Source organism: Limnochorda pilosa (assembly GCF_001544015.1).
Lineage (GTDB): Bacteria > Bacillota > Limnochordia > Limnochordales > Limnochordaceae > Limnochorda > Limnochorda pilosa.
Map to the genome: position 1 here is coordinate 2,173,275 of NZ_AP014924.1, position 13,674 is coordinate 2,186,948.

The 13,674-nt window shown below is 68.1% G+C and carries 13 protein-coding genes; 6 read left to right on the plus strand and 7 right to left on the minus strand.

Features of this window, described 5'->3' with window-relative positions:
* Positions 1 to 58: 58 nt before the first annotated feature.
* From LIP_RS09615 to LIP_RS09640, 6 genes are all read right to left on the minus strand, one after another.
* The gene (locus LIP_RS09615; RefSeq protein ID WP_158509624.1) at positions 59 to 1,072 is read right to left on the minus strand and encodes a BMP family ABC transporter substrate-binding protein; all 1,014 of its coding nucleotides are present in this window, start codon (positions 1,070 to 1,072) and stop codon (positions 59 to 61) included.
* A gap of 22 nt (positions 1,073 to 1,094) precedes the next feature.
* The gene (locus LIP_RS09620; protein WP_068137422.1) at positions 1,095 to 1,832 is read right to left on the minus strand and encodes a GntR family transcriptional regulator; all 738 of its coding nucleotides are present in this window, start codon (positions 1,830 to 1,832) and stop codon (positions 1,095 to 1,097) included.
* Between the two features lie 232 nt (positions 1,833 to 2,064).
* The gene (locus LIP_RS09625) at positions 2,065 to 2,316 is read right to left on the minus strand and encodes a thermonuclease family protein (protein WP_144440419.1); all 252 of its coding nucleotides are present in this window, start codon (positions 2,314 to 2,316) and stop codon (positions 2,065 to 2,067) included.
* A gap of 203 nt (positions 2,317 to 2,519) precedes the next feature.
* A complete protein-coding gene (locus LIP_RS09630) occupies positions 2,520 to 3,908 on the minus strand; it encodes an MFS transporter (protein WP_082726116.1) in 1,389 nt (462 codons plus the stop codon).
* 279 nt (positions 3,909 to 4,187) lie between these two features.
* Positions 4,188 to 4,676, minus strand: a complete 489-nt coding sequence (locus LIP_RS09635) for a DUF456 domain-containing protein (protein WP_068137432.1) — start codon at positions 4,674 to 4,676, stop codon at positions 4,188 to 4,190.
* Between the two features lie 54 nt (positions 4,677 to 4,730).
* Positions 4,731 to 5,498: a class I SAM-dependent methyltransferase gene (locus tag LIP_RS09640; RefSeq protein ID WP_068137435.1), complete on the minus strand. Its 768-nt coding sequence runs from the start codon at positions 5,496 to 5,498 to the stop codon at positions 4,731 to 4,733.
* Between the two features lie 515 nt (positions 5,499 to 6,013).
* Here LIP_RS09640 and LIP_RS09645 point away from each other — a divergent pair.
* The 6 genes from LIP_RS09645 to LIP_RS09670 all read left to right on the plus strand — a co-directional run bounded on the left by LIP_RS09645 (position 6,014) and on the right by LIP_RS09670 (position 12,576).
* Positions 6,014 to 7,171, plus strand: a complete 1,158-nt coding sequence (locus tag LIP_RS09645; RefSeq protein ID WP_068137438.1) for an ROK family transcriptional regulator — start codon at positions 6,014 to 6,016, stop codon at positions 7,169 to 7,171.
* A 66-nt stretch (positions 7,172 to 7,237) separates the two neighbouring features.
* A complete protein-coding gene (locus tag LIP_RS09650; RefSeq protein WP_068137441.1) occupies positions 7,238 to 8,197 on the plus strand; it encodes a carbohydrate kinase family protein in 960 nt (319 codons plus the stop codon).
* Positions 8,194 to 9,150, plus strand: a complete 957-nt coding sequence (locus LIP_RS09655) for a carbohydrate ABC transporter permease (protein WP_068137445.1) — start codon at positions 8,194 to 8,196, stop codon at positions 9,148 to 9,150. Before LIP_RS09650 ends, LIP_RS09655 begins: the two co-directional genes overlap by 4 nt.
* On the plus strand, positions 9,147 to 10,010 hold the full coding sequence (locus LIP_RS09660) for a carbohydrate ABC transporter permease (RefSeq protein WP_068137449.1): 864 nt from the start codon (positions 9,147 to 9,149) through the stop codon (positions 10,008 to 10,010). Before LIP_RS09655 ends, LIP_RS09660 begins: the two co-directional genes overlap by 4 nt.
* Before the next feature lie 30 nt (positions 10,011 to 10,040).
* Positions 10,041 to 11,318, plus strand: coding sequence for an ABC transporter substrate-binding protein (locus LIP_RS09665; protein ID WP_068141841.1), 1,278 nt, complete (start codon positions 10,041 to 10,043; stop codon positions 11,316 to 11,318).
* Positions 11,319 to 11,388: 70 nt separating this feature from the next.
* A complete protein-coding gene (locus LIP_RS09670) occupies positions 11,389 to 12,576 on the plus strand; it encodes an SIS domain-containing protein (RefSeq protein ID WP_068137450.1) in 1,188 nt (395 codons plus the stop codon).
* A 72-nt stretch (positions 12,577 to 12,648) separates the two neighbouring features.
* On the opposite strand, the gene LIP_RS09675 is transcribed toward LIP_RS09670, so the two are convergent.
* A complete protein-coding gene (locus tag LIP_RS09675) occupies positions 12,649 to 13,647 on the minus strand; it encodes an ROK family protein (RefSeq protein WP_158509625.1) in 999 nt (332 codons plus the stop codon).
* Positions 13,648 to 13,674 lie beyond the last annotated feature (27 nt).

Genomic DNA, 13,674 nt, shown 5'->3' on the forward strand with positions numbered 1-13,674 from the left:
TGCCTGTCTGAGTTCCATGGGTTGCCCGCCCGGCGACGAAGCCGGACGGGCAGAGGACCTATCGCGTCTTCGTCGTCTTCGGAACCACGATGATGCCCGCCTTGATCTCCTCTTGGGCCCGCTCGATGGCTGCGAGCACCTCGGGGTGCTCCCGATAGAAGGAGAGGTCCGCAGGGATGGCCACCAGGTCCGCTCCCTGCTCCAGCCCGTAGATCATCACGCCAGGCTCGAACGTCCCCTCCACGACCATCTGGACCGCCGCCCGCACCGCCCCGCGGGCGTCTTTCAGTGCGGACGCGAGGACGTGGCCAGGGGCCACGTCGGACTGGTCCAGATCCACACCCACACCCCAGACACCCCTCTCCGCCGCGGCCTTGAGCACGCCCACGCCGGTGAAGTCTGCGGCATGCATGATCACGTCCGCACCCCGGTCGATCATGGCCAGCGCCATCTCACGACCCTTGACTGGATCGTCGAAGACGCCGGAGAAGGCCACGGAAATGTCAATCTCAGGGTCCACGGAGTGAAGGCCTGCCTCGAATCCTGCCAGGAACTGAATGATGATGGGGTGGTCCAGCCCGCCGATGAAACCTACCTTCTTGCTTTGGGTGGCGTGGGCCGCTGCGATGCCGGCCAGATAACAGCCTTCTTGGGGCTCCATGGCCACCGAGAGCATGTTGGGAAGGCCACCGTCCACCTGCGAGTCGATGAGGATGAACGTGGTGCCAGGGTACAACGGGGCCACGGCCTTCATCGGTTCGGCGAAGTAGTCGTGAAGTGCGAAGACGATGTCGTAGCCCAGTTCGGCCATGGCCTGGATCTGCGACTCGTACTCGCTCTGGTCTCGAGCCTCGACCAGCTTCACCTGGAGTCCGTGCTTCTCAGCCGCGTCCTCAAGGCCTTGGTAGGCCAGTGAATCGAACGGTACACCCTTCCCGTAGGGCGAGATCATCACCGCCCGCAAGGGTCTCCCAGCCGCTGCCGGAGTCGGCTGCACCAGGACCATGGCCAGGAGGGCCACCCAAGCCATGGCCATGGCGATCGCCATCGACAGGCGCCTTCTGCTCTGCATCGTCTCCAACTCCTTTCCTTGATCACTCCGCCTTCTGCACCACGAAGTGATGGTAACGATCGGAACGGCAGAGTTCCTCCAGGTAGCCCACCGGGGAGCCATCCGCGGCAAAGAAGGTACGCACGTTCCGGAGCAGGGGGAAGCCCGGAGGAACGTGAAGGTACTGAACCTCGGGTTCCCCCGCGCCCACGGCCTCCACGGTCACCTCCGCTCGCACCACCCTCACGCCGCCCTTGATCCGCATCAGGTCGAAGAGGGAGCCGCGAAAGTCGTCGTGGGGTGTCAGGCCTAGCCGTGCGGGGAGGTAGTCCGTCACGTAGAAGACGGGGTCGTCGTCGATGTAGCGGCGGCGGACCAGCAGCAGGACCTGCTCTCCCGGCCGAATGTCCAGGGCCTGTCGCACCCGGGGAGGGGCCTCCACCCAGCGGCACTCGAGCACGTCGGACCGAACACTCCTGCCCCTCGAGCGCATTTCCTCCGTGAGCCCCACCAGACGAGGCAGCATCTCTTGTACCGGCGGGCGGGCGATGACGGAACCACGCCCCCGCTGCCGGCGGATGATGCCGTCCCGTACCAGGTCCGCCAGGGCCTGCCGCACGGTGGTCCGGCTTACCCCGTAGATCTGCTGTAGTTCGGCCTCGGTGGGAATGCGGTCACCCACGTTCAGCCCCTCCCGCCGGATCTTCTCCACCAGCGCCTCACGAAGCTGGTAGTAGAGCGGGATGGGGCTCACGTGGCGCAGCGCGACTCTCTCGTTCACGGAAGCCCCTCCAGCCTGGAATGCACGTTACAATGTAACTATGTCACTACAAACTTCCCCAACGGGCTAGCGTTTCCTCCTCCCCTCAGGGATGGGGTGGTCGATTTCGCGCCCAACCGATCGGTTCGAGCCCGCAGACCGCTCCAGAAGCCCAAGATGACAGATGTGACAAATGCAGCGGATCGTGTCTAGATGGTCATCTTGGCCGACCCATCGGCCCCGCCACCGTCCCTCAGCGGAAGCGCTCCACGTGCCGCACGTTCGGTGGAAGGGTGTAGAGCTGCGCGTCGCCCGCCGCCAGGAGGACTTCGTTCACCATGCGCCCGTCGGGAAGGAGTCCCTTCGTGAATGCGGCAGCCGCCACCCCGAACGGTTCGGCGCTCGGAGTGGGATGCACGCCCTCGGGGGCGCCGACGCCGATGAGCCGTACGCGCGCCGAACTCGTGCCCGCGAACGCGACCATGAAGGTGTCGCCGTGGCTCACCTGCACGATCCGGGCCTGGAGAGGTAGACCGCGATCGGCAGAGAGGGCGGCCCGCCGCGTCGCCGGTCACACCTTCTGTCGCGTCCCCATCCGAGCCACCCGGCCGCTTCTGGTGGATCGGCCACGTGTGGGGCCAGGCTGCTGATCGCGCCGTGGGGTCACGGTACGGAAGCGCGTGACGAATGGTGCGCCCTGCCAGACTGTCACCCCGGCTGAGAAGCGTCCACGCTCGGTCGACCGTCCAGCCCACGCGTCCCCCACACCCACAGCGCCAGCCCGCCCAGCAGGATCCCCGACAAGGCCGTGGCCGCCCCCGGGAACGCGACGTCAGCCAGCACCCCAGCGGCAAGGGAGCCCGCCGGCCGCAGCGCGCCCGAGAGGCTCTGGGTGAGGCTCCAGACCCGGCCCCGCAGGGGATCGGGTGCTGCGAGTTGCATCCGGGTATCCGTGAGGGTGGAGGTGAGGACGAGCGCGCCCCCGGCCACCGCGGCCAGTGCGCCGGCGGAACCGGCGGTGGGCATCCACCCGAAAGGCCCCTGGGTGAGCGCCATCAGCAGCAGGCTCACGCCGATGCTCCCCGAGTGGTTGGGCAGGCGGCGGGCCAGCCCCGCAATCCCCAGCAGCGCCCCCGAGGCCGCCATCCCCGCCTGGAAGGCGCCTTGGAGGAGCCCGTACACTTCGGACCCACCGTGAAGCTGTCGGGCCACGACCGCCGGCAGGCTCACGGTGAGGAGGGTGATGGCCAGGTTCGCCGTCGCGGCCACCCCCACCGTCGCCCGTACCAGCCGATCGTCGCGGACGAAACGAACCCCCTCGATCAGCCGTGTCCATGGGCCACCGCTGGCTGGATCCCTGGAGGGCGGAACGCTGCCGGACGGCGACCCCGATCGCTGGAAAGACTTCTGGAAGGGTGCACGGACGGCCGCCAGGGCGGCGGAGGAGACGAGGAACGTCACCAGGTCGAGAAGGATCACCCCGCCGATCCCCGAGCGGGCCAGGAGCCAGCCGCCCACGGCCGGGCCGCTGAACCGCGCCACGTTCCGGACGGTCCAGTATGCGCTGTTGGCCTGAGCCAGGAGGGAGGCCGGCACCAAGTTGGGCAGCACCGAGCCCACCCCAGGCTCGAAGACGGCGCTGCCCAGGGCAAGGAGCGCGACCAGCACCAGCACCGCACCCCAGGGGAGGTCCCCACCCCACGGGAGGATCGTCCCCGGAAGGAACGTGGCCCCAGCCAGCGGGAGCAAGAAGAGGGCCAGGCAGCCAGCCCGGAAGAGGTCCGCCCCGATCATGGCGCGCCTGCGGTCGTGGGTGTCGAGCCAGACACCGCCCGCAGGCATGACGGCGAGCAGGACCAGGCTGGAGACCAGAGGAACCCCGCTCATCGCCGCGGCCGAACCGGTCTGCTCCAGGGCGTACCAAAGGAGCCCCGTGGTGAGCACCGCGTCCCCCAGGAGCGAGGTGCCCACTCCCGCCAGGATCAGGCGCACGTCCCTCAACCGCCAGAGGCTGGATACCGCCGGCCCGCCCGAGGGCACCGGTGGCGGCCTGAGTCCCTCGCCGGGGCCCGAAGCCGAGCGCTGGTCCCCTGCCATGACGAAATCGCTCCCAACACCGGTCTGGCCTGCAGCAGGGCCAGCCGCGGCTTCTGGTCTCGCTCCCGGTTCATGGGTGGAGACCCCTTACCACGGGACAGGGATGGCGATGAACTCGTTCCACACCGGATGGCTCTCGCCTCCCGTTCCGTAGGCCGTACTCCACCTGAGATGGGCCGTGTGACGCTCACCGTGCCCGAAGATCCTCCTGAACAGGACCAACGTCCCCGTCCTCGCGGCCTGCGATGGCTTCATCAGCAACGGCCTGGAGAGGGCCGCCTACACGACCGCCCGAGCGACAAAAGCGAGCATCATGCCTAAGGCGACGGCGAAGTTGACGGCCACCGAACCCAGCGTCCCCACCAGCCCGCCCCAGCCGGCCCGAACCGACTGCGGCAGGTCCTTTCCCGAAAACAGCTCCGCCACCAACGCACCTAGGAACGGCCCCAGCACGAGCCCCAGCGGCAGGAAGAAGAGGCCCACCACCGCTCCAAGCACCGCGCCGCAGGCTCCGGCTCGTCCCGCGCCGTAGCGGCGCGCCCCCCACGCCCGTGCGTAGTGCTCGGCCACCTGGGCCGCGATGGCTACAACCAGCGTCACCGTCAGGAAGACGCCGTCCACCTGTTGAAATCCCTCAACCATCCCAAAGACGAGCATGGCGAGCCAGACCATGGGGATCCCAGGGAGCATGGGCAACACGGTACCCACGACGCCGGCCCCCATGACGATCGTGGCCACCCCAAAGGCGATCCACTCGGCAAGATCCACGGAAGCGGATCCCTCCCTGCGCCGTTCCACTCACGGCCGTCGTCCGCGGGGAACTCATGCGTTCCCACCGCCGGGCTTGGGCTTGATGGCAAGGAACCGCAACCGAACGTAGTCGAGGACCCAAGTCCCGTGCTCGTCCTGGAGCTTCGGTCGGCACCGCTCCGCCACCTCTTGCAGAAAGCCGACCCGCTCAGCCGCTGGAACCAGATCGATGAAGTCCTGCGCAAAGGTCTTGAGCCACCCCAGGATGTCCGTGGGCAATGGGGTCGGCCGAGGAACGAGGATAAGCTCTCTTACCTGAAACGATCGGGCTTCCAGCCGGGCCCGATACTCCTCGACGCTCGGGAAGTACCAGGGGTCGACGGCGTCGGCGCTGATGCCGCGTGCGGCAAGCGACGCTCGCAGTGCCGCCACGACGGTCGCAACGTTCCCTTCGCCCCCGAACTCGCCAGCGAACCGGCCACCGGGCCTGAGCGCCCTCCAGACCCCCGCGATAACATCGTCCGGCCGCTTCATCCAGTGGAGGGCCGCGTTGCTGAAGATCGCGTCGAACGCATTCTCGAACCGGAGCGCTTGGGCGTCCATCACGTGCGCGTCCACGCCGCGGCTTCTGGCCGCCGCGACCATCTCCGGGCTGCTGTCGACTCCCACAACGTCACAGCCGCACTCGTGGAGCTTCACCGTTAGGGCCCCGTCGCCGCACCCCAGGTCCAGGATCCGCTCGCCGGGCCGTGGTGCCAGGCGGTCGAGAAGCGGCATGCCGAGGTCCGAGACGAAGCGGGCGTGGTGGGAGTAGGCGTCTGGATTCCACGTTGGGTGCACGCTCGATCATCGCTCCCCGTTCCAGCGCCTCTTCACGCGTGGCTCCGTACGAGGACAGCCAGTTGAGCGCTGGTACGCAGGTACCCCCGCGTCATCCCAGGATCGAATCCGACCCCTGCGCGGAAGCGGCGCAGTCGAGAATCACTCATGCGATTCTTCTCCTGCACGTCATTGTATCCTGACACGCCTGTCCCGTCACCAGCGGGTTCGTTGTGCACTCTCATGCACGACGAGCGACCGGCGATGCGGTGGAGTTCGCTCCGCGGCTTGGCCACCAGGCCCATCGGTGATCTCCCCCGTCTCTCAGGCCAGTCCCAGCCCGTGCCGGTCGGCCTGCCGTAGCCCTCCGTCGAGGCTGCGCCGCCTCCCCACGCTTGCATCCTTCAATGAAATAACAGGGGCTTTACCCAGCCAACGTCCCATGATACGATGTCCTCGTGAAGGATTTGGCATCATGCCCTGAGTATGGGCTGTTTTCTACACGCCTCTGAAGGAATGGACGGAGGCGCCGCGCTATGAGTGACCGCATGGTGGAGGTACTCCAGTTGATCCGAACCCAGGGGCCTGTCTCCCGGTCCCTGATCGCCCGCGAGCTGGGTCTCAGCCCTGCGGCCGTCTCCATGGCCGTTTCCAGCCTCCTGGAAGCGAACCTTCTCGTGCTCCGGAACGGTACCACCCGCAGGGGCTTGGGCCGCCGCCCGGAGCTGCTGGAGTTCAACCCCGCGTCCGGGTACGTCCTTGGGCTCGACCTGGGCGCTCGCCACATCCGCGCCGCGGCTGCGGACCTCGCGGGGACGATCGTTCGGAGGGTCGAGTTTCCGACCCTGGCGTACGAAGGCGGCCAGCGAGTCGTGGAACGCCTGGAGAAGACCGCCCGCGAACTGATCGAAGCGCTTCCGGACAGGAAAGCCATGGCCATTGGTCTCGCCAGCCCGGGGGTGCTCCTGCCCACGACGGGGCGGCCCTGGCTCGCGCCCTTCATCCCCGAGCTCCAGGACATCCCGCTCAAGGAGCACATGGAGCAGGCCTTCGCCTGTCCCATCCTCATGGAGAACGACGTGGACATGGCGGTCCTGGGCGAGCTGGCCTGGGGCGCGGGGCAGGGCAGTCAGAACGTGGTCTTCGTCAACATCGGCATCGGGCTCGCGGCGGGCATCGTGCTCAACGGCCGGCTGGTGCGGGGCTCCAACCGGGCGGCCGGCGAGATCGGTTTCATGGTCCTGGACCCAGGGCACGTGCGGGAGACGTTCAGCGAAACGGGGGCGACAGAGGCGGTCCTCTCGGGGCCTGGCATCGTCCGCCGGTACCGGGTGCTGGCGGGCGACCGGGCAAGAGACGCCGAAACCGGCGCGTCCGAATCTGAGCGTGTGTTCGCCCTGGCCCGGTCCGGAGACGCCGCAGCCCGCCAGGTCATCGACGAGAGCGTGCGCTATCTGGCCATGGTGCTCGCGAACCTGGCAGCGGCCTTCAACCCCGAACGGCTGATCGTGGGTGGAGGCGTCGGCCTCGCGCTGTTCGATGAGGAGAGGATCACAGGGTTCCTTCAGGCCCACGTCCCCTTCGTGCCCCAGGTGGTGCTGGCCCGGCTGGGCGGCGATGCCAGCCTCATGGGCGCGATCTCGTGCGCGGTGGATGCGGCGCTCCAGGATGTGGAGCAGCGCCTGACCCGGTGAGCGGATCGTCCTACGGCGCGATGCTTGCGGCGTCAGGGGCACCGCGCAAGAAGAGGAGGCGGCACGGTGGCACCGCGACCCATCGACTGCGTGGTCCTTGGCGACCTCAACGTGGACCTGATCCTGGCAGGGCTCCAGGGCGAGCCTGCCTTCGGGCAGGAGCGCACGGTGTCGGACGCCCTCCTCACCCTGGGGGCGTCGGCCGGCATCTTCGCGAGCGACCTGGCACGGCTGGGCGCCCGGGTAGCCTTCGTGGGGCGGGTTGGGAACGATCACTTCGGACGTTTCACCCTGGAGACCCTTCGTGGTGAGGGCGTCGACCTGGAGCAGGTCGCCGTGGACCCTACCCGCAAGACAGGCGTCACCGTCTCGGTCACCCGGCCGGACGAGAAGATGCTGATCACCTTTCCCGGAACGACGGCCCACGTCTCTCCGGCCGACGTCGACCCAGCCCTGCTGCCGAGGGCCCGGCACCTTCACGTGGCGTCGTACTACCTCGTCACCTCGCTCCGGGATCACTTGCCCAGGGTCCTCCGGGAGGCCCGAGCGTCCGGGCTCACCACCTCCCTCGACCCCGGCCACGACCCTGAGAGCCGCTGGCGGGGCATCGAGGCCTGCCTTCCGCTCCTGGACGTCTTCCTGCCGAACGAGGAAGAGGCTCGGGCCATCACGAGCCAGGCCGATCCGGTAGACGCTGCCGTCGCGCTGGCCCGTACGGTGCCCCGGGTGGCGGTGAAGCTGGGTAGCGGTGGGGCGATCCTTGCTTTGCAGGGCGGTGGCATCCTTCGCGCCGGTCCTCATCCCATCGAACCTGTGGATACCACCGGCGCAGGCGACGGGTTCAGTGCCGGTTTCGTCTGGGCGTTCCTCCGTCGGCTCGAGCCGGCGGACGCGCTGGCTATCGCCAACGCCTGCGGCGCCCTGGCCACACGCTACCTGGGGGGGACGGCTGGCTTTCCCCGCCTCCCCGACGTGCTCGCACTCGTCCCTGACGTGGGACTTCGCCTGGAGGTGGCGGGGTCATGAGGAGCCTGTCGTCCCGGCCGGCCCAACACCCGCTCGTGGCCCTCGACCGCTCCGGCTGGCTCGACCGCCCCCTGCCGCTGGCGGTGCTGCTCCTCCTCCCCACCCTCTTGCTGGTCTTCGGCGTTCTCCTCTACCCCATGGGCCGCGCCTTCTGGATGAGCCTGACGGACCTGCACCTGGCCAGGCCCCAGAGCGGCGTTTTCGTGGGGCTGCAGAACTACGTCGCAGCCTTGCGCGATGCGGGCTTCCTGGCCGCGCTCGGCCGTACGCTCTACTTCGCGCTCCTCACCGTGCCGGTGGAGACCGCTCTCGGCCTCCTCATCGCCCTGCTGCTCAATCAGAGCTTCCCCGGCCGGGGCTTCGTCCGCGGCCTCATCATCCTTCCCTGGGCCCTCCCCTACGTGGTGAACGGCGTCATGTGGAAGTGGATCCTTAACGCCAACTACGGGGCGCTGAACGCCCTTCTTTCGCAATTGGGGTTGATCGACGCCTACCAGATCTGGCTCGGGCACCCGTCAAGCGCCTTCCACTTTGTGGTGCTGGCGAACATCTGGAAGGAGACGCCCGTCGCGGTCATCCTTCTGCTTGCGGCGCTCCAGACGGTTCCCGACGAGTTGCACGAGGCGGCCACCGTCGACGGCGCGGGCGCCCTCCGCCGTTTGTGGTACGTCACCCTACCGCTCCTGCGGCCGGTGGTTGCGGTCACTCTGGTGGTGAAGACTGTCTGGGCCTTGAAGGAGTTCGACCTCATCTACGTCATGACGGCCGGCGGCCCCGCCGACGCCACCAACCTGGCCACCTTCTTCACGTACCTCACCACCTTCAAGTTCATGCGTTTCGGCTACGGTTCCGCCCTGGCCTTCCTCATCGCCCTGGTGTCGCTCGTGATCGCGCTCTTCCATGTCCGCCTGGTCTCGCCGGGCGAGGCTCGATCGGACGGTGGTACCCCATGAGCCGGCGGAGGCGCGTCTGGGTCCAGCGGGCCGCTCTCTACCTGGCCGTGGCCCTGGTCTGCCTCTGGGTCCTGGCGCCCTTCACGTGGCTTGTCATCAGCAGCCTCTCCACCCGGGTGGATCTTACCAGCGTACCCCTCCAGTGGTTGCCCGATAAGCCCAATCTGGAGCATTACCGAAGCATCTTCCTCGGCGGGCCTGGGAGCACCAGCGTCCACCGCAGCCTCCGGCGGGGAGCGCTGAACAGCCTCGTCGTCGCCACGGGCGCCACATTCCTCGCGCTGGCGGCCGGCTCCCTCGCGGCCTACGCGGTCACCCGCCTGCGGTTCCGGCTGAGAGGACCCTTCCTGGCCACACTCCTGGTGACCCAGCTCTTGCCTCCGGTGGTGCTAATCATCCCCATGTACGTCATCTTCCGCTCTCTCCGGCTGCTGGACACGGTCTGGGCCCTGATGCTGGCCGATCTGGCCATCATCCTGCCGCTCATCGTCTGGATCCTGAAGGGCTACTTCGAGGGTGTCCCGGAGGGGCTGGAGGAACAGGCGCGGATCGATGGGTGCACCCGGGCGGGCGCGCTCTTCAGGGTGGTTCTTCCTCTCTCCGCGCCCGGACTCGCCGCCGGCGGCATGTTCGCCTTCATCGTGGCGTGGAACGAGTTCTTCACCGCCTTCATCTTCAGCTCCACGCTGCAGTCCAAGACGCTGAGCGTCATCGTCTCCGAGTTCTCGAGCAAGGTGGGCATCGACTATGTCGCGATGAGCACGGCGGGGGTGCTGACCAGCATTCCGCCTGTACTGCTCGCGCTGCTCTTCCAGCGCTACATCATCCGGGGGCTGACTGCTGGCGCCGTCAAGGGCTAGCGGCAAGCCCCCACCAAAGGGGTGTTCACGATGGCAAGACGGCTCTGGCTCGCTGCACTGGCCCTCACGCTGGTGACGGCGCTGATGGTTCCCGCGGCCGCCGCCGAGCGCATCACGGTGATCATGCCCCGGCATGAGATGGACCTGGTCGGCCTGTGGGAGAAGCAGACCCGGGAGTTCGAGCAGGAGACAGGCGTCGAGGTGGAGTTCATCCAGCTCTCGTGGGACGAGGTCGCGAACAAGGTCCTCACCGACCTGGCCGCAGGCGGCGGAACCTACGACGTGATCGAGTTCGACAACGGCTGGGTGGCCAAGTTCGCCGAGGCGGGCTGGGTGGAGCCTCTGGACCCTTACGCCTCCGACGCCTACCTGGAGAGCCTACTGCCCGGCCTGGTGGGCACCTTCAGCCGGAATGGGCAGGTTCTGGGCATCCCCTGGAACAACGACACCCGCTTCTTCTTCTACAACGCCCGCATGCTGGCGGAGGCCCGCATCGACGCGCCACCCAGGACGTGGGACGAGGTCGCGGTCCAGGCCCGCCGGTTGAAGGAGGCGGGCGTGGTGACCTACCCCATTGCCGAGTACTGGAACCAGGAGTGGGCCCTGGGCAACTCCTTCGCCTTCTACCTCTACAGCTTCGGCGCCGACTACTTCGACGAGACCGGCAAGATCACCATCGACAAGCCCCAGGGAGTCCAGGCGCTTCGCTTCATGGTGGACATGCTGCGGCAGGAGAAGCTCGTCCACCCTTCCAGCGTCACCCTCTCCCAGGAGGCCGCCGCGGACCTCTTCTACCAGGGTCAGGCCGCCTTCCTCTTCCAGGGACCGCCCGTGACCTACAACTACGCCAACGACCCCCAGCGTTCCCGGGTGGTGGGCGAGGTGCGTGCCGCCTCCTGGCTGCCGGCGCTCGACGCGCAGAGCCGAGTCACCCTGACGCTGCCCGAGGCCTTTGCCATCCCGAAGAGCAGCCGGCACAAGGAAGCAGCCTGGCGCTACATCCAATACATGATCTCTCAGGAGAAGGACCGCGAGCGGGCTGAGACCCTCGGAAGCCTGCCGCTCTTCCGCTCTCTGTACACCGATCCGCAGCTCCTGGCCAGGTATCCGTACTGGAAGCAGTTCGGTGAGCAGTCCGAGCGGGCCCGCCCGCTTCCGCAGGTGGAATGGTACGACGAGCTGGTGCAGACCACCATCGTGTCGGTGCAACGGGCGCTCCTGGGGCTTGCCACGCCCGAGCAGGCGGCCGGTGAGATCGCCGCCTTCCTGGATGGGCAGGAGGTCGACGGGGTGGGCCTTACACGGTGATGAAAGGAGCTCGGGGGTTGGGCCGCCGGCCCCCGAGCACCACCACGAAGAGACCGGGAGGAATGCAGGCATGTCCGCAGGACTTGCGTCGCTGCTACAGCTCGACGAAGAGACCAAGAAGGCGCGGGGGCTCCTCCACACGCCCGGGGAGATCGCCCGGCAACCGGAGATCTGGCCCAAGACGGTGCGGGCGATGCATGCCCATGCGAATCGGCTGCGGGAGCTTCTCGACGGTGTCCACGACGTTCTGCTCACCGGGGCGGGGAGCTCCTACTTCATCGGCAAGAGCCTGGAGAGGGCCCTGGCAGGGCACCTCAAGGCCCGGGTGACAGCCGTTCCTTCCACCGAAGTGGTGATGGACCCCGAGGCCACCCTCCCCCGTTCGTCCTTCCTGCTCGTCTCCTTCGCCCGTTCGGGGAACAGCCCCGAGGGAAACGCCACCTTCCAGCTCGCGGACCGGCTGCGTCCCGGCCAGGTCCGGCACCTGGTTGTCACGTGCAACCCCGAAGGGACTCTGGCCTCCCTGGCGCGGGCGACGGAAAGCCCGGCTGTTCTCTGCGAGCTTCCCGAGGCCAACGACCAGGGACTGGCGATGACCAACTCCTTCACCAGCATGTTCGTCGCTGCGCTGGCGCTCGGGTACCTGGACGATCTGGAAGCCCACGCGCACGTGGTGGAAGGACTCGCCCAGTCGGGGGGTGAGGTCCTCGGGCGGCACGACAAGGCCCTCGAGGACCTGGCAAACCGGGACTTCCGCCGGGCCTTCTTCATCGGTTCGGGCGCCTCCTACGGGGCGGCGCTCGAGTGCCACCTGAAGGTCCAGGAGCTGACCGACGGGGAGGTCGTCGGCAAGGCCGAGGAGACGCTCGGCCTCCGCCACGGACCCATGGCGGCCATCGCTGCCTCGAGTCTGGTGGTCCTCTTTGCTTCATCCAGCCCCTACCGGAGGCAGTACGAGACAGATCTTCTGCGGGAGCTCCATGCGAAGGCTTTGGGGCTGCAGCGGGTGGTCGTCTGCGGGCGTGCCGAACCCGAGTGGCGAGACCTGGTCCACCACGTCATCGAGTTCGACCCTGTGGGTCGTCTTTCCACGGCGGACGAAGTCCTGCCGCCCGTTCAGGTGATCGTCGGACAACTGCTCGGGCTCTTCGCGTCCATCCGGTCGGGGCTCGCCCCGGACGCTCCCAGCCGCCACGGCGTGATCCACCGGGTGGTCGAGGGGGTTCGGATCTACTCTTACGGGCCCATTGGTCCGTAGGGGATCGGATCTACCCCTGCGGGCCGCCGGCCCGGGGCGGACCGGGAGCCCGGCCCGACGTTGCGAAGAAGGTCACATGCGGGACAGACCGAGCCTTGCGACGGTCGCCGCGCCCACCACGCCCGCGAGGTGGCCCAGCGGAGTCAGATGCACGCATGCCTCCGCCTTGCGCAACTCGGGAGCGAGGGTTCCCACGGCCGCTCGGACCTCGTCCAGAAGCGGCCTCTCTCCGCCCACCGCCACCCCTCCGCCGAGCACCACCAGGTCCGGGTCGTAAGCCCTCACACCGATGACCACCGCCAGCGCGATCCCCCTGGCCAACCGGCGCCTCAGGTCCAAAGCGGCGCGATCTCCCCGGGCGGCCGCTTCCAGCACGTCCTGCCCGTTCAAGGGCGCCCCATCGAGCCGCTGGCGACCCATGGACGTGGCCCACTGGGCGTCCTCCACCACCTCACGCGCCCAGCGCGCCAGCGCCCGTCCTGACGCCACCGTCTCCAGACAGCCGCGCTGGCCGCAGTTGCACGGGTAGCCGTCGGCGACCACCGGAATGTGACCGATCTCACCTGCTTCCCCAGTGCCGCGAAAGAGCTCGCCGTCCATCACCAGGCCGGCCGCAAGACCCGTACCCACGCTGACGTAGAGAAGCGAACGCGTCCCCGTTCCGAGACCGTGGCCCACTCCGTGGTGGAACTCGCCCAGGGCCGCCGCCTTCACGTCATTCTCCAGAAACGTGGGCAGACCAGCCCACGCCTCCAGCTGATACCGCAACGGTACGGCACCCGAGTCGAGCACCAGGTTGGAGCTGCCTTCCCAGGTCCCTGCCTGCGGGTCCACGCGCCCAGGCGCTCCAACGCCCACGGCCCGAACCGCTTCCCAGCCGACACGCGCGCGGCTCCGGGCCTCCTCCACCGCATCCCGGATCTCCTCCACCACCGTGGAGGCCGAAGCGCCCCGCGCCACCGCGCGAGACGCCCAGGCAAGCACGTCACCGTTCGCCGTGACGATGCCCGCCGCGACCTTGGTGCCACCCACGTCCACACCCACGAACCGCGGCGCCTCAGCTTCGCCCACCTGCCGTAGCCCCCCGTCGTCACCCAC

Excerpts from the sequence above, each read along its gene's own strand:
- LIP_RS09615 (WP_158509624.1), bottom strand. The coding sequence starts at position 1,072 with ATGCAGAGCAGAAGGCGCCTGTCGATGGCGATCGCCATGGCCATGGCT.
- LIP_RS09630 (WP_082726116.1), bottom strand. The coding sequence starts at position 3,908 with ATGGCAGGGGACCAGCGCTCGGCTTCGGGCCCCGGCGAGGGACTCAGG.
- LIP_RS09645 (WP_068137438.1), top strand. The coding sequence starts at position 6,014 with ATGAGTGACCGCATGGTGGAGGTACTCCAGTTGATCCGAACCCAGGGG.
- LIP_RS09655 (WP_068137445.1), top strand. The coding sequence starts at position 8,194 with ATGAGGAGCCTGTCGTCCCGGCCGGCCCAACACCCGCTCGTGGCCCTC.
- LIP_RS09660 (WP_068137449.1), top strand. The coding sequence starts at position 9,147 with ATGAGCCGGCGGAGGCGCGTCTGGGTCCAGCGGGCCGCTCTCTACCTG.
- LIP_RS09665 (WP_068141841.1), top strand. The coding sequence starts at position 10,041 with ATGGCAAGACGGCTCTGGCTCGCTGCACTGGCCCTCACGCTGGTGACG.
- LIP_RS09670 (WP_068137450.1), top strand. The coding sequence starts at position 11,389 with ATGTCCGCAGGACTTGCGTCGCTGCTACAGCTCGACGAAGAGACCAAG.